Source organism: Chitinophaga pollutisoli (genome assembly GCF_038396755.1).
GTDB classification, from domain to species: domain Bacteria; phylum Bacteroidota; class Bacteroidia; order Chitinophagales; family Chitinophagaceae; genus Chitinophaga; species Chitinophaga pollutisoli.
This window is the reverse complement of sequence record NZ_CP149822.1, coordinates 587,705-606,826: the sequence shown is the minus strand read 5'-3', so window position 1 is coordinate 606,826 and position 19,122 is coordinate 587,705. Positions and strand designations below refer to the sequence as shown.

The 19,122-nt window shown below is 55.8% G+C and carries 11 protein-coding genes and 2 pseudogenes; 6 read left to right on the top strand and 7 right to left on the bottom strand.

What is annotated here, in order from left to right; all coding sequences use genetic code 11:
• Positions 1-12 precede the first annotated feature (12 nt).
• The 5 genes from thrC to WJU16_RS02490 form a co-directional block, all read right to left on the bottom strand.
• On the bottom strand, positions 13-1,341 hold the full coding sequence (thrC, locus tag WJU16_RS02510) for a threonine synthase (protein ID WP_341836751.1): 1,329 nt from the start codon (positions 1,339-1,341) through the stop codon (positions 13-15).
• The gene (locus tag WJU16_RS02505; RefSeq protein ID WP_341836750.1) at positions 1,328-2,290 is read right to left on the bottom strand and encodes a homoserine kinase; all 963 of its coding nucleotides are present in this window, start codon (positions 2,288-2,290) and stop codon (positions 1,328-1,330) included. The genes thrC and WJU16_RS02505 overlap by 14 nt, the downstream gene beginning before the upstream one ends.
• Before the next feature lie 9 nt (positions 2,291-2,299).
• Positions 2,300-4,741 carry a bifunctional aspartate kinase/homoserine dehydrogenase I gene (gene thrA, locus WJU16_RS02500; protein ID WP_341836749.1) on the bottom strand — a complete coding sequence of 814 codons (2,442 nt, stop codon included), beginning with the start codon at positions 4,739-4,741 and terminating at the stop codon, positions 2,300-2,302.
• A gap of 711 nt (positions 4,742-5,452) precedes the next feature.
• The gene (locus WJU16_RS02495) at positions 5,453-5,602 is read right to left on the bottom strand and encodes a hypothetical protein (RefSeq protein WP_341836748.1); all 150 of its coding nucleotides are present in this window, start codon (positions 5,600-5,602) and stop codon (positions 5,453-5,455) included.
• A 38-nt stretch (positions 5,603-5,640) separates the two neighbouring features.
• Complete coding sequence (locus WJU16_RS02490) at positions 5,641-6,273, bottom strand: hypothetical protein (protein WP_341836747.1); 633 nt, start codon at positions 6,271-6,273, stop codon at positions 5,641-5,643.
• 274 nt (positions 6,274-6,547) lie between these two features.
• On the opposite strand from WJU16_RS02490, the gene WJU16_RS02485 reads away from it, so the two are divergent.
• From WJU16_RS02485 to hppD, 3 genes are read left to right on the top strand one after another with little or no spacing between them, the layout of a single operon-like run.
• Complete coding sequence (locus tag WJU16_RS02485) at positions 6,548-7,705, top strand: homogentisate 1,2-dioxygenase (protein WP_341836746.1); 1,158 nt, start codon at positions 6,548-6,550, stop codon at positions 7,703-7,705.
• Positions 7,706-7,731: 26 nt separating this feature from the next.
• Positions 7,732-8,724 carry an aldo/keto reductase gene (locus WJU16_RS02480; RefSeq protein ID WP_341836745.1) on the top strand — a complete coding sequence of 331 codons (993 nt, stop codon included), beginning with the start codon at positions 7,732-7,734 and terminating at the stop codon, positions 8,722-8,724.
• 33 nt (positions 8,725-8,757) lie between these two features.
• Positions 8,758-9,888 (top strand): 4-hydroxyphenylpyruvate dioxygenase, encoded by a 1,131-nt coding sequence (gene hppD, locus WJU16_RS02475; protein WP_341836744.1) that lies wholly within the window; start codon positions 8,758-8,760, stop codon positions 9,886-9,888.
• A gap of 124 nt (positions 9,889-10,012) precedes the next feature.
• On the opposite strand, the gene WJU16_RS02470 is transcribed toward hppD, so the two are convergent.
• Both WJU16_RS02470 and WJU16_RS02465 read right to left on the bottom strand, forming a co-directional pair.
• On the bottom strand, positions 10,013-11,353 hold the full coding sequence (locus tag WJU16_RS02470; protein ID WP_341836743.1) for a heparin lyase I family protein: 1,341 nt from the start codon (positions 11,351-11,353) through the stop codon (positions 10,013-10,015).
• A gap of 33 nt (positions 11,354-11,386) precedes the next feature.
• Positions 11,387-12,741, bottom strand: a pseudogene (locus WJU16_RS02465) (heparin lyase I family protein).
• 270 nt (positions 12,742-13,011) lie between these two features.
• Between WJU16_RS02465 and WJU16_RS02460 the strand changes: the two are divergent.
• From WJU16_RS02460 to WJU16_RS02445, 3 genes and pseudogenes are all read left to right on the top strand, one after another.
• A pseudogene (locus WJU16_RS02460) lies at positions 13,012-14,111 on the top strand (LacI family DNA-binding transcriptional regulator).
• 440 nt (positions 14,112-14,551) lie between these two features.
• The gene (locus WJU16_RS02450) at positions 14,552-17,623 is read left to right on the top strand and encodes a TonB-dependent receptor (RefSeq protein ID WP_341836740.1); all 3,072 of its coding nucleotides are present in this window, start codon (positions 14,552-14,554) and stop codon (positions 17,621-17,623) included.
• An 18-nt stretch (positions 17,624-17,641) separates the two neighbouring features.
• Entirely contained in the window at positions 17,642-19,114 is a 1,473-nt protein-coding gene (locus tag WJU16_RS02445) for a RagB/SusD family nutrient uptake outer membrane protein (RefSeq protein WP_341836739.1), read from the top strand.
• Positions 19,115-19,122 lie beyond the last annotated feature (8 nt).

The following is a 19,122-nucleotide window of genomic DNA, read 5'->3' as shown; positions in this document are numbered from 1 at the left end:
CAGAAATCCCCGTTATTTCGCATCCGCCGTTGCGGCCGCTTTGCTGGTTTGCAGGAGCCACTCGCGCATTTTTGCATAATCGGCATCCATCAGCACCGCTTCTTTTTCCATGCCGTCCAGTATCATCACGCGCTCCGGCGCCTGTATGGCTTCCCGCAGGCTGTCGGGCATCGTATTGGCGAATTTTACCGGGTGAGCTGTTTCGAGGAAAATACCGCAATAGCCGGGATGGCTGTCCATGTATTTTTTCAGTCCGAGGTACCCCACGGCGCCGTGAGGGTCCATGAGATAGCGGCGGCGTGCGTACACATCTTCCATAGCGGCCACGGTTTGCGCATCGGTAAAACGGTAGGCGGTGAGGCTGGCTTTCAGCGCACGGTCATTCTGCGCGAAGAGCTGCAGGATGCGCACGAAATTGCTGGGGTCTGCCACATCCATCGCGTTAGAAAGCGTTGCCACGGCGGGGTTGGGTGCGTACTTCCCGTTTTCCAGGAAGCGGGGCACGGTATCGTTGACGTTGGTGGAGGCGATGAAGTGGGCGACGGGCAATCCCATCGCGGCGGCCATCATGCCGGCGCAGATGTTTCCGAAGTTGCCGCTGGGCACGGAGATCACGGCTTCTTTCTTCATCTGTTTCACCTTGCGGTACGCCATGAAATAATAAAACATCTGCGGCAGCCAGCGGGCTACGTTGATGGAATTGGCGGAAGTAAGGGGCCTCCGCGCCTGCAGTTCCTCATCCAGGAAAGCCATTTTCACCAGCCGCTGGCAGTCGTCGAACGTGCCTTTGATCTCCAGCGCGCGGATGTTGCGGCCGAGGGTGGTGAGCTGTTTTTCCTGCAGGTCGCTCACTTTGCCGGATGGGTAGAGGATCACCACTTCCACGCCGGGCACGTCATAGAACCCGCTGGCCACCGCACCGCCGGTATCGCCGGAAGTAGCCACCAATACGGTTACCGGTTTCTCTTCTTCTTTCCGGAAATACCCCAGGCAACCGGCCATGAAGCGCGCGCCCACGTCCTTAAACGCGAGGGTGGGGCCATGGAACAACTCCAGCGCGTACACGTTGTCTTCCACCTCCCGCAACGGGAAGGGAAAGGTGAGCGTTTCGCGGATGATCTGCGTCAGCGCCTGCACGGGAATATCCGCACCGATAAACGGCTGGATCACTTTGCGCGCGATGTACTGCGGATCGTATTCGTCGATGCGCTCGATGAAATCCTTTTCCAGGCGGGGTATTTCCACGGGGAAGTACAGTCCTTTATCGGGCGCGAGCCCACGGATAACGGCTTCGCGGAAGGAAACGCGGTGCTGGTGGTTCTGAAGGCTATAATACTGCATGTTGATGGGCTTTGATGGCTTTTACGCCGGTGGAACTGATGCGGGAAACGTGAATGTGGTAGTCGACGCCGAGCGGTGCGTAGATGGATTCCATCATGGCCGCTACGGAACGTGCGTTGGCTTCGCCTTTGCTGAGCATGAAAACCGACGGGCCGCTGCCCGAGATCCCTCCGCCCAGGGCCCCCGCCTCGCGGCAGCGGAGCTTGAGGTCGTGGAACGCGGGGATGAGAATGGAGCGGATCGGCTCCACGATCACGTCTTCCAGCGAACGGGCGATCAGGTCGTAATCTTCGCGGTAAAGGCCGGCCACGAGCGCGCCTACGTTGCCCCACTGGCGGATGGCGTCTTTCAGCATCACCTGCTGCTTGAGGATCTCCCGGGCGTCTGCCGTGCGTACTTCGATCTGGGGATGGATAACCGTCACCCAGAGATCGGCGGGCGTGTGCAGGGCGATCACATCCAGCGGCTGGTAGCTGCGCACGAGCGTGAAACCGCCCAGGATGGCCGGCGCCACGTTGTCGGCATGCGGCGTGCCGCAGGCCAGGCGCTCACCTTCCATCGCGAAACGGATCAGCGCTTCCGGGGAGAAGTGGTTGTTGAGCAGCATATTGCCCCCCGCCACGGCGCCGGCCGCGCTGGCCGCGCTGGACCCGATACCGCTGCCGGGATGGATGTTTTTGCGGATGGCGATCTCCATCCCGGTTTCCGGCTTGCCGTATTCGTGCAGCAATGCCTGCAGCGCCACGCCGGCCACGTTCTGCGACGCTTCCAGCGGCAGCTTCGCGCCTTCGATGGAAGTGATCCGCACGCCGGGGGTATCCGACAGGCGGATGTCCATCTCGTCGCCGGTGCTCTCCAGCGCCAGCCCGATCACGTCGAACCCGCAGGCGACGTTGGCTACGGTGGCCGGGGCGAATACCGTAACGGAAGGTTTATTGTCCTGGTTCATATCTTTCATTTAACGAACGGTTCTGATAATGTCTGCGAATATGCCCGAAGCGGTAACATCGGCCCCCGCGCCCGCGCCCTTCACGATCAGCGGCTGCGCTGCGTAGCGGTGGGTGGTAAACAGCACGATGTTGTCCTTTCCTTCCAGCTGGTAAAACGGATGCTGCGGGCCTACCGACTGCAATCCCACGGAAGCCTTGCCCATATGGTAACGGGCTACGAACTTCAGCCGCTCGCCCTTGTCTGCCGCGTTTTTCAGCAACTGGCCGAAATGGGCGGCGCATACATCGAGTTGCTCGAAGAAGGCGGGCACGTCGGGTGCGTTGAGGCAGGCGTCGGGGAGGAAGGAATGGTTTTCGATATCGTCCATCTCCAGCACAGCGCCGCTTTCGCGGGCGAGGATGAGGATTTTTCGCATCACGTCTTTCCCGCTGAGGTCGATGCGGGGATCTGGCTCGGTGTAACCTTCGTCCTGCGCGGCTTTCACCACCTGCCGGAAGCTGGATCCGTTTACGAAATTGTTGAACACGAAGTTCAGGCTGCCGCTTAACACGGCTTCGATGGTCTGCACTTTGTCGCCGCTGCGCACGAGGTCGTTGAGGGTATTGATGACCGGGAGCCCCGCGCCTACATTGGTTTCGAACAGGAACGACGCATTGTATTTGCGGGCCAGGTCTTTTAATTTCTTATATGCTGCATACTCCGACGAGCAGGCGATCTTGTTGCAGGTCACCACTGAAATCCCATGTTGCAGGAAGTTAGGGTACAGGGCTGCAACGGCGTCGCTGGCGGTGTTGTCGACGAACACGCTGTTGCGGAGGTTCATTTGCGGGATGCGGGCGGCGAATGCTGCGAGGTCCATGGCTTCGCCCTGTTCCAGCGCGTCTTTCCATCCTGCCAGCGGGATGCCGCTTTCCGAGAAATGCATTTTGCGGCTGTTAGCCAGCGCGATAATGCGCACCTGCAATCCCAGCTCGCTGCGGAGGTAGGCTTCCTGCTGCTGCAATTGCTCCAGCAGCTTCCCGCCCACGTTGCCTGTGCCGGCAACGAAGATGTTCAGCTGGCGGGTATCCGATTCGAAGAAAACTTCATGGATAACGTTCAGGGCCTTGCGCAGGTCGTTCTTCCCGATCACGGCGGAGATGTTTTTCTCCGTAGATCCCTGCGCGATGGCCCGCACGTTGATGGCGTTGCGCCCCAGCGCGCCGAAGAGCCGTCCGCTCATGCCGTGGTGGTTTTTCATATTGTCGCCCACAACGGCCACGATGCAGAGGTCCTTCTCGACAGTGAGCGGCTCGATGCGCTTGTCGTAAATTTCCTGGGAGAACTCGCTGTCGACCGCAGCCTTGGCTTTGAGCATGTCGCTTTCGTTGATGCCCACGGTGATGGAATGCTCGCTGGAGCTTTGGGTGATGAGGATGACGTTCACTTTTTCCTGCAGGAGCGCGTCGAACAGTCGGCGCGAGAACCCCGGGATGCCCACCATGCCGCTGCCTTCGAGCGTGAGCAATGCGATGCCCCTGATGCCGGAGATGCCGGTAACGGGGTAGGGCTTTTCGCCGTTGTCCTGTATGAGGGTGCCGCTGGCTTCGGGGTCGAAAGTATTTTTAATGAGGATGGGGATACGGCGGTTCATCACCGGCTGGATGGTGGGCGGGTAGATGACTTTGGCGCCGAAGTGCGACAGCTCCATCGCTTCTTCGTAGGAAATGCGCGGGATGGCGATGGCCTGCGGCACGATGCGCGGGTCGGCGGTCATCATACCGCTGACGTCGGTCCAGATCTCCAGTACGCTGGCGTCCGTTGCGGCGGCGATGATGGCTGCGGTATAATCGGAGCCGCCGCGGCCGAGCGTGGTGGTGTCGCGGTCGGCGTTGGATGCGATGAAGCCGGGCAGCACAACGATCTCGGCCTGTTGCTGGTGGAAAAAGCCGGTGATGTTATGGTCGGTAGCTTCGAAGTTGACGAGGGCGCTGCCGAACTGGTTGTCGGTCAGGATGAGGTCGCGGCTGTCTTTCCAGGCGGCGTTCTGTCCGTTAAGGCGTAATTTTTCCGCCAGCATCCAGGAGGAGAGGAGCTCGCCGTAGCTCATTACTTTATCGCGGCAGCGGTTAGACATTTCGCCGACCTGGAAGATGCCGTCGCAAAGGGCTTCGAGCTGGTTGAGTTGTTTTTTAACCTGGCTGAGCAGGCTGCTTTGCGCGGTGATGGGGAAGAGTTGGCGAACGGTGTCGAGGTGGAGTTGTTCGATGTCGCGGAGGATGTCGCGGTAATGTTCGTTTCCTTCCGCGGCGATTTGTCCGCAACGGATGAGTTTGTCGGTGGTGCCGCTCATGGCGGAAGCTACGACGGCCAAAACGCCTTTACGTTTATAACTGGCAAGGATATCGCATACCTGGCTGATGGCTTTGGCGCTGCCTACGGAGGTGCCGCCGAATTTTAGGACCTGCATGTTGAAATAAAATGTATGAGGAAAACGGAAGGGGAAGAACCCCGCTTGCTGGGAACCGGAGAAGCCCGGTCGGTGGACGATATGTGAAAATTAACCCCGGGATGGGGTTGTAATGGTTGTGGTGGTAATAATAGTGCCCGCAGCTCCAGAGGAGAAAGAAGCAATACGGATAATATGTGAGTTGAGTAAATGCACTATTGTTTTATGACGTTGATAAGACAAAGGTTATTAAATCTGGCGAGAAATGCAAGGGGAATCGCCATTTTTCGAAAATATTTAATGGCATATGACCCTGTTAAGGGCATATGTATGGCTTATAATGCTTATGGAGTAAGGGTTTTGCTGATAGTGACATATATATGACATAAGTTGTTTTTGACGATGTGTGCAAGTAAAGCAGGGAGGGAGGGGTTTATGCCGGATCATGTATATCAAAGCAGGGAAAACTAGGGTTACTGCATATATATAGTGTAGTTAAGGCGTTGTAAATGAAAGGGTAAGGTGTAGGTGATGTAAGGGTAATAACCTTGCTGATATACATTAGATATACAGTAAGTACATTGTAATCCCTAAGTAACCCCTGGGTATCACTACAGTATCCCCTTGGATGGCGGGGATGGCATAGGCGTCTGGATCCTGCAACCGCGAATCAATGCAATGTTCGCTGAAGGTGAATCCCAGGGCGATATTTTATAAGCACAAATTATCTGCTCATTTCTCCGTTTCTGCATCGAATGCGATCTTGGAAACCGGGGGCTGTATGCTGGCGGCGATTGCTGCCGCAGGTATCATGGCGAACAGGTAAACAATCGCCATTACGCCGGCGGAAAGCAATTCGTTTGCGCCCTGAAAAGGAAACATCCCGGCTATCGGGGCCGTAACTACAGCGTTGATTATAATTACCAGGGACTGGATGGCTTTAATCCAGAAAAAAGCAAAATTGTCGCCGCGAAAATGGCTGACCGCGTTTCGTCATGCATTAACTGGCCGGTTCCTTTGAAGACTACCAGCACTGACAGGAAAGCCGTTGCTATGGAAAGCGACGTCAGGAATACCGTCTGGAACCATGGCGCCAGGGTAAATAATATCATATTCCCGGGAACGAATTCGGACTTGAAGAGACTTAAAAGTTGCATCAGTTCGTATATACCAAACAATATGTACAAAATCAGCAGTCCAAGGAGAAACATGCGCTTCGCGGCGGCGGGCAACTTGTTGGAATAGGCAGTGCCCACGGCCGGTACAATGCCTTTGTACATGTGCATGGCCAGCAAGCTGGATGAATATAACATCACATATCCCCCCAACGTTAACCCTTCGGAAAAACCGATCGTGGACAACTCGCCAATAGCATCCAGCTGGTCCATCCGTTCTGTTGCATAAGCCATGGCCAGGAAGATCAGTAATCCGGCGGCGGTTCCCAGTATGATGAATACAATCCCCGTTCTGCGAACGGCGGCGGTGTATGTTTCATAATAAGCCTGGATGTATTCCACGGTATTGAGCAGCGACTGGCGGACGAATGGCCACATAAGTAAAGGGGTATTAGGTATAGCGATTTTTCCAAGGTAAAAATTTTCTCCTGCATTTGCGGGGTGTATCGGAATTTCCCTTAATTTTATCGCAGTTACGTATGCATTCTTCGCTTACATACAAGTATCAGAGCAATTATTGCTTCCTCATGGCAACCCTTGCCATGGATTCGGCGTTATAATGCCGGGGCCTCCTTGCGGCCGCTTCCTCTCTATTACAGTACTATGACCTGCTTGCCGGCTTACCCGCCGGGAAAGTTCAATTACACCCATTATGCCACATTATCATACGCTCGGGCAGATTCCGCATAAGCGGCATACCCAGTTTCGTAAACCGGACGGCTCCCTGTATTCCGAACAACTGTTCTCCACGGAAGGGTTTTCCTCCCATTATTCGCTGCTCTACCACTGCCATCCGCCTACCGAGATCGTGAAAGTAGACGAGCCCTACGCCGCCGCGCCCCGCGTAGCCGAGGAGAAAATGCTCAAACACCGCAGTTTCCAGGGTTTCAACATCCAGCCCGAAAACGACTACCTGGCTTCCCGCAAACCCGTGTTGGTCAACAGCGACTGCCATCTTTCCCTCGCCGCCCCACGCAGCAGCATGAAAGATTACTTCTATAAAAACGCGGACGCCGACGAGCTGATCTTCGTCCACGAAGGCTCCGGCACCCTCCGCACCCAATATGGCCGCATCGATTTCGGGTACGGCGATTACCTGTCCATCCCCCGCGGCACCATTTACCAGCTGGAATTCTCGCATACGGATAACCGCCTCTTCATCGTGGAGTCTTTCAGCCCGATCCGGTTCCCGAAACGCTACCTCAGTCCATACGGCCAGCTCCTGGAGCACGCCCCCTTCTGCGAACGCGATATCCGCCAGCCCAAAGACCTCGAAACTATCGACCAGGCCGGCGATTTCATCATCAATATCAAAAAGAAAGGCGTGATGTACCCCATTCACTACGGGCATCATCCTTTCGACGTGATCGGCTGGGATGGCTGCGAATATCCCTTCGCGCTGTCCATCCACGACTTCGAGCCCATCACCGGCCGCGTCCACCAGCCGCCGCCGGTGCACCAGACTTTCGAAGGCCACAACTTCGTAGTGTGCTCCTTCGTTCCCCGCCTGTACGACTACCATCCGCAGGCCGTTCCCGCGCCTTACAACCACAGCAATATCGACAGCGATGAAGTGCTGTATTACGTAGACGGTGATTTCATGAGCCGCAAGCACGTCACCCGCGGCATGATCACCCTGCACCCCGGCGGCATCCCGCACGGGCCGCACCCGGGGGCGGTGGAGAAAAGCCTCGGCGCCAAAGAAACCAAAGAACTGGCCGTGATGGTCGATACCTTCCACCCCCTGCAGGTAACGCAGGAGGCCCTCGGTATCGAAGACGAGCGTTACGTGATGAGCTGGGCCGAATAAGTTACTTTTGGGAAAATTTTAAAAGCATGGAATACAGACAATTAGGAGACAGCAATTTGAAAGTATCCGCCATCACCTTCGGCGCATGGGCCATCGGCGGGTGGATGTGGGGCGGCGCGGAGCGTAAGGACGCTACCGAAGCCATCCGCGCATCGATCGACCGCGGCGTTACCTCCATCGATACCGCACCCATTTACGGACAGGGCACCAGCGAAGAAATCGTAGGCGAAGCTCTCGTGGGCATCCCGCGCGATAAAGTGCAGCTGCTCACCAAATTCGGCATGACCTGGGAAGGCACCAACGGCACCTTCGCTTTCAGCAGCCAGGACAATGCCGGCAAAGCCATTGAAATCTACAAATACGCCGGCCGCGACAGCATCATCCGTGAGTGCGAAGCCAGCCTCCGCCGCATGCGTACCGATTACATCGACCTATACCAGATCCACTGGCCCGACGCTGCCACGCCCATCGAAGAAACCTTCGAAGCCGTGCTGCGCCTGAAAGAACAGGGCAAAATCCGCGAAGCGGGTGTCTGCAACTACAACGTTGATCAAATGAAGCAAGCCGACGCCGTGGTGAAACTCGCCTCCAACCAGGTGCCCTTCAGCATGGTGGAACGCAATATCGAAAAGGAACTGGTGCCGTATTGCATCGAAAACAATAAAGCCATCCTGGCTTACAGCCCGCTTCAGCGCGGCATCCTTACCGGTAAAATCAAACCTGATCACCAGTTCGAAGCCGGCGACCACCGTCCGAAAACGCCTTTCTATCAGCCGGACAATATCGCCCGCATCAACGCATTCCTGTCGCTGATCAAGCCGCTGGCGGAAAGTAAAAACGCCACCCTGGCACAACTCGTGATCCGCTGGACCATCGAGCGCCCGGGTATCACGGTAGCGCTCGTAGGTGCGCGTAACGCCGGCCAGGCGGAACAAAACGCCGCTGCGATCAACGTGAAGCTTGCTCCCGAAGAGATCGATTTCATCAACAAGCATTTGTACGCGTTACAGCTTGTTTAATCCATAAACAACAAAATCAAAAACCATTAAGTTATGAACACTGCCACCGTAAAGCCATCAACCGCGCAGGGAACGCAAGACTTCCTGCCACTCAACGGAACCGACTACGTGGAGTTTTACGTGGGAAACGCCAAGCAGGCCGCGCATTTCTATAAAACGGCCTTCGGTTTCCAGTCGCTGGCATATGCCGGTCCCGAAACCGGTGTGAAAGACCGCGTTTCGTATGTACTGGTGCAGAATAAACTGCGCTTCGTACTGACCACGCCGCTCAAGCCAGGCGGCCCTATCGCCGAACACATCGCCGAGCATGGCGACGGGGTGAAGGTACTGGCCATCTGGGTGGATGACGCGCGCCAGGCGTTTGCCGAAACCGTGAAACGCGGCGCAAAACCTTACATGGAGCCCACCGTCGAGAAAGATGAGTTCGGTGAAGTGGTGCGCAGCGGTATTCATACTTATGGGGATACGGTTCACATTTTCGTGGAACGTAAAAATTACCAGGGCCCCTTCCTGCCGGGTTACCGCACCTGGCAAAGCCGCTACCAGCCCACCAGCACCGGCTTGCAATATGTAGACCACTGCGTAGGTAATGTAGGCTGGAATGAAATGAATACCTGGGTAGATTTTTATAGCGAAACCATGGGCTTCCACAACCTCGTTTCGTTCGACGACAAGGATATTTCCACCGAATATTCCGCGCTCATGTCTAAAGTGATGAGCAATGGCAACGGCAGGATCAAATTCCCCATCAACGAACCTGCCGAAGGCAAAAAGAAATCCCAGATCGAGGAATACCTCGATTTTTATGGCGGCCCCGGTGTTCAGCACATCGCCATCGCCACCAATGACATCGTGCATACTGTGGGCGAACTGCAGGCGCGTGGCGTGGAATTCCTCACCGTGCCTTCGTCCTATTACGCCGACCTGCTGGAAAGGGTAGGCGAAATCGATGAAGACCTTCGTCCGCTGGAAGAACTGGGCATCCTGGTAGACCGCGATGAGGAAGGCTACCTGCTGCAGATTTTCACCAAACCGCTGCAAGACAGGCCCACCGTATTTTTCGAGATCATCCAGCGCAAAGGCGCCAAATCCTTCGGGAAAGGCAACTTCAAGGCGCTGTTCGAAAGTATCGAGCGCGAACAGGCGCTGCGCGGCAACTTATAAACCAACCTGCTATGTGAGAAAATAAAAGGGTGGCCGGAAGCGACAATTCGCTTTCCCGGTCACCCTTTATGTTTGCCGGATATGCCGGCCCAAAATTGAGCCGGCATTTTCATGTTCCGGCTGCCTATTGGGAGAATGTATTCCTTACCGCGTTGTAAGAGCGCCCACGGCTCCAGTTGTCGTGGTACAACACGTTGGTATTGGTGCCGCCGTCACCACGATATAGGCCATGCTGTACATATAGCCCCGACGTCCATCCGTTTACGCCGTTACGGGTGTAAGGGATAGCGTATTCCAGCTCCACGCGCCGGATGTTCGACGTCCATTGCAGGGTTGCCATATTGGGCCGCGAATAAATCTTATTGAAGGCGGCATGCCCTTCCACGCGATGCCACACTTCCACGATACCCGTATTATCCGGCTTGAACTTCACGTGTACGATGAAATCGTTCCATTTGCCTTTGTTCAGGTTGTGAAGGATCGTATCGAAGTCCTCGTGCTCCGGCGGCCAGTAATTCGTGCAGTCGCCGGTGTTGTAGTTGACACGCAGGATGTTGGCGCGCGCATCAAAAGCCAAAGGCGGCGGTACATCGAAGTGCGAGTGCCATTGCATGATGATGCCATACCGTTGCGGTTCGGTCCAGTCTGTCGGGAAGAGTGTTGACCATCCGTAGTAGTAATCGTCGTTTTCCGTTTCGCGGGCGTAGTTCCATAAAGTGGCTTCCACACGCTCGCCGCTGGTAAGCGTGCTGTCCCTTTTGCGGAACTTGTCGCCGGGCCTTACCATGAAACGCCCTGCGTACCGGCCTTCGCGGACAGTGTCCGTTACAGCGACGAACTGGGTGTCAACGCTGCGGCATATCAGACCGTTGGTCCATTGCGTCCAGTCGCCGGTTTCATAATTGCAATGCAACTCAACGATATCCGGGACGCATCCCCAGACTTCCAGTTCCGTGTAGCTGTTCCAATCGCTCACGCTGTTGCCGTGGCCGGTGATGCGGATGTACCTGGCGCAGGTGCGGTCGAAAGGGAAAGACTGGAAAACCGTTACCCCGGGTTCCGAATTGCGGACGGGGACAACGGTCGCCCAATGCGCGCTGTCGCGGGAAACGGCCACCTCGAAGCTGGAGGTGCGGGCATCGTGCCCGCTGGTATGGAAGGCGATTTTCACTTCGCCGATTTCCGTCACGGAATCGAGCCGGATAACGATGGATTGCGGGTCTCCAAGGCCCGACCAGCGGGTGGAGAATTGTCCGTCGATCAGATGGGCAAGTACATTGCCGGGGTCTTCGGCTGCGGTGGTGCTGAGTTGCTTCGCTTTCAGGGGGATTTTGGTGAATGGCGAACTGCAGGGCTGGCAACGGAGGCTGTCGGGCAGATGACGGCCGGGCTTCCTGCAGGAGGAGCCCGGGGTGGCCATCATTAAGGTCATCGCCGCGAAAAGTATAAAAGAGATGGATTTCATGGGGAAGGTTAAAATCGATTGGGGGGATTCAGATTAATTATTGAAAGTGGCGCGGATCGCTTTGAACGAGGTGCCGCGATGCCAGTTGTCCTGGTACAGCGTGCTGGTTTTCAGGGAGTCGATACCCCTGTACAGCCCGTGCTTTACGTATAATCCCGACGTGTAACCGGCGCCGAGATCGCTGCGGGTGTAAGGTATGCGGTAATTCTCCGATACGTCGTCTGCCTCGTTGGACCACTGCAGCGTGGGCACTTTGGGGAGGGAGAGCACCTGCGAAAACTCGGCCTGCCCTTCCAGCCGGTGCCAGACTTCGAGCAGCCCTGTGCTGTCGGGTTTAAAGCGCACCCGAACAATGAAATCGTGCCATTTGCCCTTGTTCAGCTGTGCAATGTTGTGGTTTTGCTGGTATTCGGCGGGCCACCATTCACCGATGTCTCCGCTGCTGAATTCCACCCGTACGTTATTGTCTTTCACGCCGAATGCGATCGGGGGGAGATAGGCGTATGGGCGTGCCATTGCATGAAAATAGCCCAGCCTTCCGGCTGCTGCCAGTCTTCGGGGAACATTGTGGACCATCCGTAGAAGTATTCGTCTCCCACGGTTTCGCGGACGTAATTCCAGCGGTTCATTTCCATGCGTTCGCCGCTGGTGCAGTTGCCGTTTTTGCAGACGCGGTCGCCGGGGCGGACGGTGAACCTGGCGGCGTAATTGCCCTGCCTTTTAGGGTTGGTGACGATCTGGAATTGCGCGGCGGAGTCTTTGCCGGACCATCCGTCGTCCCATTGCGATCCATCGCCGGTTTCCCAGTCGCCGGTGAGATCGATTTTCCCTTCCGCTTCGGCGCTGGTTCCGCAGCCCCACACTTCCACTTCCGTGTAGCTGTTCCAGTTACTTTGACTGTTGCCGTGGCCGGTGATGCGGACGTAGCGGGTGCAGGTAGCGGGGAATCCAAATGTCTGGAGCGTGGTGATGTTGGGCGTGGAATTTTGCACGGGCACCACGGTCGTCCAGTTGGAACTGTCGGGGGAGATGGCGATTTCAAAGCTGGAGGTGCGGGTGGCGTTGCCGCCGGTGTGGAATGCGATGCGGACGGAGCCCACAGCGCGAATGGAGTCCAGTTTGATGGTAACTGATTGCGGGTCGCCCTGGCCGGACCAGCGGGTGCCGGTGGAGCCGTCGACCAGGTTGGCGAGTACATTTTCGCCGTCGGGCGCCGCGGCGGTGGATAGTTGGGAGGGGGTGAGTGCGAACCTGACGAGTTCGTTGGAGCATGGCTTGCATGCGGTGGAGTCGCCGGGGGCGGGGTGTTCGTTTTTAATGCACGAAGCGCCTCCGTAGAGGAAAGGCGCCAGTGCCAGTAATGCATGCCAGGGCTGAAAAAGTCTCATTTGCTGATATTTGATGGTGAAGGTTGACGAGTGACGTGGATGTGGAAATTGTTGTTTTCTGCCGGGGAAGAATGGAGCCGTTGTGTTTTTTACCTATCTTGTGTGTGCGGACACAAACTAAGTAAAAATTTAGTGTGTGCGCACACACTAATGAAAAATTAAGTCAGCAGGTGAAAGAAACCTGTGTATAGCAGCATAATATTACCGGATTGGGTATGTTTTCGTGATAAGCATCATCACATCCCTTTTTATACCAATAAGTGAAAATTCATGAGCGGCAAATCAGTCAGGATTAAAGACATCGCCTTGAAGGCGGGAGTGTCTACCGGGACCGTGGACAGGGTGATCCATAACCGGGGGAAAGTCGCGGAAGACGTACGCGAGAAGGTGTTGAAGATCATTGAAGAGATGCAATACGAACCGAACCTGATCGCGCGGGCGCTGGGGGCGAACAAGCAGTACAGCCTGGGCGCGCTGATGCCGGACCCGTCGGCGGACAGCTATTGGCTGGAGCCGCGCGCAGGGGTGGAGCAGGCGGAAAAGGCCCTGCGGCATTACGGCGTGTCGGTAACCCGGTATATGTTCGATCCTTATAGCATCGCTTCGTTCCAGGAATGTGCGGACGCCATGCTGGCCGGGGGGCATGAGGGGGTGGTGATATCTCCGGTGTTTTATAAGGAAAGCCTGCCGTATTTCGAGGCATTGCAGCGGGCCGGGATTCCATTTGTTATATTTAATAGCCAGATATCGGAATATACGCCGTTGAGTTATATCGGCTCGGATCTGTACACGAGCGGCCTGCTGGCCGGGAAGCTGTTCCATTACGGTGTTCCGGGGCCCTGCACTTTGCTGGTGGCGCATATCGACGAGCAGGCGGCCAACGCGTCGCACCTGGGGAAGAAGGAGAAGGGGTTTCGGAATTACTTTGCGCAGCACCACCTGGAGGAGCAATATACCGTGGTGGCCGCGGAGCTGGACAGGTCCAACAAATCGGCGTTTGTAGCCCAGCTGGACGCCCTGATCGAGGACCATCCCAGGCTGGGGGGATTTTCGTGACCACGTCAAAGGCTTACTCTATTGCCAGTTACCTAGAGCAGCGGAGGATTTCCCATATCAAGGTGGTGGGCTACGACCTGTTGCCGCAGAACCTGCAATACCTGCAGAAGGAGCAGATTCATTTCCTCATCAACCAGGGGCCGTTCGGGCAGGGGTACTGGTCGGTATATTACCTGGCGGAGCATGTGATCCTTGGCCGGGAGATTCCTTTGATGAAATACATGCCATTGGATATCGTTACCCGGGAGAACGTTAATTATTATCTCGCGGATCATGATGAGGCGCCTTTGCTGGAGCGCAAAATGAACCTGTAGCCATCCCTGCCCTAACTTTTTGGCCGGTGCGCGTTGTGTACCGGCTTTTTTAATTCCACACTTTGATAGATTATTGATTAAAAAATAGCGTGTACGTACCCATTTTAGATAATTTCTAGGTGTGTGCGCAAACAATTAGTTAAAATTGTTTTTTCTTCAAAAAAACGCATTATGTTTGTGTTGTTCCGAACGGAACCCGCGCCACGTTACAGACAGCTCACTTAGAAGAACGACAGGCATACAGGAAAGACGCAACGTGCATGTGAATATCAGACTACAGGAATTCGGAGAATAAGAAGGTAAACGCCCAGAAAGGGCCCGGGCATGCTGTGCGATCCCCATTCGTGCAAGGGATCGGGCATGGCATTTCGCGCCCCTGCATGGCCGCCGCATGCTCCGGTTCCGGACAATAATGCTGTTTTCAATCAAAATCCATACATATGAAACGAACATCGCATCGTCGAATCATCATCGCATGCCTGTACCTGTGGGTTTGCACCCTGCTGATACCACAGGCGGCAGCGGCACTGCAAGGCGGAGAATGGCGCCTGTCGGGAATTGTTAAGGGGGAAGACGGCACGCCGTTGCCAGGCGTGTCCGTAGCGCTGAAAGGTACGCCGCGCGGAACCGCTACAGACGAATCCGGCCGCTACACTTTATCCGTAACACCACAGGCCGGGGTGCTCGTTTTCAAATTCATCGGCATGCTGCCCCAGGAAATTCCTTTCTCCGGCGCGGGAACCCAAAACGTTACCCTCCGCAGCAGCGAAAAATCGTTGAACGAAGTAGTGGTAGTCGGTTACGGCACCATGAAAAAAAGCTCCCTCACCGCTTCTGTTTCCAAACTGGAAAACGTGAAGCTGGACCAGGTGCCTGTTGGCCGCGTGGAATCCGCCCTCACCGGCCGTATCGCCGGCGTGAACGTGGTGCAGACAAGTTCAGCGCCGGGTGCACCACCCGTTATCCGTATCCGCGGCGCAGGTTCCATTGACGCGAGCAATGACCCCCTCGTGGTGATCGACGGCTTTCCGGGCGCGGGTCTGGGCAGCGTCAGCATGAACGATATCGCATCCATCGAAGTTTTGAAAGACGCTTCTTCCGCCGCTATCTATGGTTCGCGCGCGGCAGGGGGTGTTATCATCGTGACCACCAAAAAAGGCCGTACCGGGAAACCCGTGCTGTCGGTCAATTCCTTCGCCGGCGTTTCGTCGCCGATGTTGCATAAAGACTGGATCACCGGGCAGGAATTCTACGACTACGCCGTTCGCTACCAGAACCGCGAACTGGCCTGGGCGGGAGGCGACGTCACCATTCCCGTTTGGGGTGATGACCGAAGGCTCGCGCAATACCAGGTTAACCCTGTTTTGATGAATGGCGTGAATAATATCTGGCAGGATGCGGTGACGCAGAACGCGCCGTTTCAGAATTATAATATGTCTGTCAGCGGCGGCACGGAGAACGTGAGATATTATGTGTCCGGCACGGTGAAAAGTGAAAAAGGGACGATCAAAACCACCGGTTTCAACCAGTATGGCATTCGCGCCAACCTGGATGTGAAAGTCAATAAGGTAGTAAGCGCGGGGCTGATGGTGAACCCCATTTATTCCACCCGCCGCCTGGCGCCCACCAGCACGGTGAGCCTCGCGAAGTATCCTTCATTCGTTCCTACGAAAAACGATGACGGCACGTATCCCCGTGCGCGGGATCTGTGGGGTGCAGTGGTAACGAGCCAGGCCAACCCGATGGCCATCCTCGACGGCACGCAAATCACGCAGCAGGCTTTTTCCAATATCGGAGAACTGTTCATTGCGCTGCAATTCACGCCGGACCTGAGTTTCAGAAGCTCTTTCGCCGGAAACGTATCCTACGGCACCAACGAGCGCTTCCAGGCGCGCTTCGCCACCAATAACGGTATCAGCAACGGCACCGCCAGCGACAACCGCAATATCAACCTGCTCAACGAAAATGTGCTGAGCTACAATAAGACCTTCGGAAAACACCACGACCTCAACGCTATTGCAGGCGCCTCCTTCCAGCGTAATACTTACCGCAACGCTTACATGGGCGTGCTGCCGGGGTCATTTGAAAACGATATCATCAAAACGCTCAACAACGGTATCATCGATCCCAGTTCCACCGGTTCCACCAAGTCGGCCTGGGGGCTGATGTCTTACTTCGCGCGCGTTAACTATGCCTATAAATCCAAATACCTGATCGCCGCTTCGGTGCGGGCGGATGGCTCATCGCGCTTCGGGCCCGACAACCAATGGGGTTACTTCCCGTCCGCTTCCGCCGCCTGGCGCGTATCGGAAGAAGATTTTCTCAAAGGCAACGCCCTGCTGAGCAACCTGAAACTCCGCGCCAGTTACGGCGTAACGGGCAACTTCAATATCGGGGACTTTTCCTGGCAGGGAGGTATTGGCAGCACCGTATATTCTCCCAACAATCAGCTTGGGAAGGGCAAAGCCCAGACATCGCTCGAGAACCGCGCACTCAGCTGGGAGAAAACCCGTAGCTATGATTTCGGCATCGATATCGGCCTGTTCCGTAACCGCATCAACATCACGGCCGATTATTATGACAAGCGCACCAATGATCTCCTTTACAGTGTAGCCGTTCCCGCGATCAGCGGCTTTACAGGTTCCATTTCCAACATCGGGGACATCGGCAACAAGGGCTTCGAAATCGAGATCAATTCCCAAAACCTGACCGGTAAGTTCACCTGGCAAACGGCCTTCAACTTCTCCATGAACCGCAACAAAGTGCTGAATATGGGCGTGGACAAGGAAAAGTTGTTTGAAGACCAGTACGGCATGTCGTGGCTCCTGCGCGTGGGCGAGCCGATGTTCTCTTACTACGGTTACAAAGCGATCGGCGTGATTACCAGCAATGAAGTGCTGAACAGCGGCATCCCGTTGTATCCCGGCAGCAGGTTGGGAAATCCCATTTATGAAGACGTGAATAAAGATGGCAACATCGACGCACGCGACCGCGTTATCCTCGGCAATTACCAGCCGAAAGCGATCATCGGTATGGTGAACGATTTCTCTTACAAAAACTTTGACCTCAGCATCGCCGTGCAGGCCAACCTGGGCGCTAAAGTCTACAACTACGAAAATCAATACTACCAGGGCGCGCTCGTGGGCGCCATGCGCCGCGACCTGGTGAAGAACCAATGGTGGTCTGAACAGGAGCCGGGCGACGGCCGCACGCCCGCCGCGGCACTCAGTACGCTGAACTTCCAGGGCCGCTCGGACCTTTACCTGGAGAATGGTTCTTACTTCGCGGTGCGCAACGTCAACCTGGGATATAATTTCCCGGAAAGCATCTCCCGCCGCCTCCGTATGAGCCAGCTGCGGATGTATTGCTCCGTGGCAAACCTCCTCATGGTAACGGATAAAGGTTATCACGGATACAATCCGGAAGGGTACAACGGGCCTTACCCCGGGTACAACGATGGTACGGAACCCATTAACCGCGTAGTGACGTTCGGTCTCAACGTTCAATTCTAAACGAAAAACGATTCAGCAATGAAACCTATCAGAATTTATATAGCCGCATGCATGATGGCCGCCGTTTTCGGGCAGGGGTGCAAAAGTGACCTGCTCGACCTTTCGCCGGAATCCTTTCTCACCAACTCCAACTTCCCGCAAACGGCCGCCGATATCGACCAGATGACCATCGGCATTTACAGCAGGTTGCAAAGCCGCAAGCCGGGTGATTACCTCGTGATGGAAGTGCCTTCGGATAACCTCTTCATGTCTGCCAACCAGTCGATTGCCGGCTCTTTCGAGCTCGACGGGCTAACACCTGAACCGGGGAACCCGCTGCTCAATAATTTCTGGATCAGTACGTACAACGGCATCTTTCGCGCCAATTCCGTGCTGGGGGAAATTGACCGGCCAACCGACTATCGCGCCGGGCAGAAGGATCAGTTTGCCGGTGAAGCGAAGTTTCTCCGCGCGCTGTTTTACTTTGACCTCGTGCGTGTCTTCGGTGATGTGCCGAAGGTGACGAGCGTGCTCGGCATCGAAGCGTCGCGTAATACGCGGAAGTCGCCCGCGGCGGAGATCTACCAGCTTATTGTGGATGACCTTACCGACGCAGCCGCCAAATTACCGTTGCAGTCGGGCATAGCGCGTGGCAGGGCCAGTAAGGCCGCAGCCATCGCGTTGCTGGCGAAGGTGCAGGTGTACCGGAAAGACTGGGCCGCCGCACAAGCCGCGCTGGACCAGTTCGCGACTTTGCAGGGGTATGATCTTGCTGATAACTTCGCTGACTTGTGGAAGCTGACCGGGGAGGATAATCCCGAAGCGATCTTCTCACTGAAATATATCGACGGATCCAACGGGCATGGTCTTTCTACCGCCTTCATCCCCAATGCCGGTGCGGCTGGCATCGTGAACCGGGGTAATGAAGTGGCTTTACCGTCCTGGAGCCTGATCAAATTGTACGACGATGCGGACACGCGCAAGGCGGCGACAGTTACGTTGAATTACACTGCTGCATCTGCGGGTGCGCCTACCATTTTTTATCCCTATGTCTCCAAATACGCCATTCCCCATACGTTCGACGCTTCCGGCCTGGATCTGCCCGTAATCCGGTATGCCGATGTGGTGTTGCTGAGAGCGGAGGTGGCTTTCCACCGCAATCAGCCCGCGGTGGCGGTTGCTGCGCTTAATGAGATCCGGGAACGCGCGTTCGGGGATGCTACTCACAATTATACAGCGGCGGACATCGCCTCGGAGATCACTTTTTATGACAAGCTGCTGCTGGAAAGGCAGCTGGAATTCGCCTACGAAAACGAGCGCTGGTTCGATCTTACACGTACCGGCCGTTTTACGCAGCTGATCCGCGAGGAGCGGAATTACAACAATGTAACGCAAACGGCGGTGACGGCAACGCTCCGCCCGCAGGCGTTCATGAAAGTATTCCCCATCCCGCAGGTGCAGATCGGCCAGGCGGCTCCCGGCGTGCTGGAACAAACGCAGGGATACTATTGATGTTCACC

What these genes read in the sequence shown, in the direction of transcription:
- thrC (WP_341836751.1), bottom strand. Translation starts at nt 1,341, where the DNA reads ATGCAGTATTATAGCCTTCAGAACCACCAGCACCGCGTTTCCTTCCGC.
- WJU16_RS02505 (WP_341836750.1), bottom strand. Translation starts at nt 2,290, where the DNA reads ATGAACCAGGACAATAAACCTTCCGTTACGGTATTCGCCCCGGCCACC.
- thrA (WP_341836749.1), bottom strand. Translation starts at nt 4,741, where the DNA reads ATGCAGGTCCTAAAATTCGGCGGCACCTCCGTAGGCAGCGCCAAAGCC.
- WJU16_RS02495 (WP_341836748.1), bottom strand. Translation starts at nt 5,602, where the DNA reads ATGTTTCCTTTTCAGGGCGCAAACGAATTGCTTTCCGCCGGCGTAATG.
- WJU16_RS02490 (WP_341836747.1), bottom strand. Translation starts at nt 6,273, where the DNA reads ATGTGGCCATTCGTCCGCCAGTCGCTGCTCAATACCGTGGAATACATC.
- WJU16_RS02485 (WP_341836746.1), top strand. Translation starts at nt 6,548, where the DNA reads ATGCCACATTATCATACGCTCGGGCAGATTCCGCATAAGCGGCATACC.
- WJU16_RS02480 (WP_341836745.1), top strand. Translation starts at nt 7,732, where the DNA reads ATGGAATACAGACAATTAGGAGACAGCAATTTGAAAGTATCCGCCATC.
- hppD (WP_341836744.1), top strand. Translation starts at nt 8,758, where the DNA reads ATGAACACTGCCACCGTAAAGCCATCAACCGCGCAGGGAACGCAAGAC.
- WJU16_RS02470 (WP_341836743.1), bottom strand. Translation starts at nt 11,353, where the DNA reads ATGAAATCCATCTCTTTTATACTTTTCGCGGCGATGACCTTAATGATG.
- WJU16_RS02450 (WP_341836740.1), top strand. Translation starts at nt 14,552, where the DNA reads ATGAAACGAACATCGCATCGTCGAATCATCATCGCATGCCTGTACCTG.
- WJU16_RS02445 (WP_341836739.1), top strand. Translation starts at nt 17,642, where the DNA reads ATGAAACCTATCAGAATTTATATAGCCGCATGCATGATGGCCGCCGTT.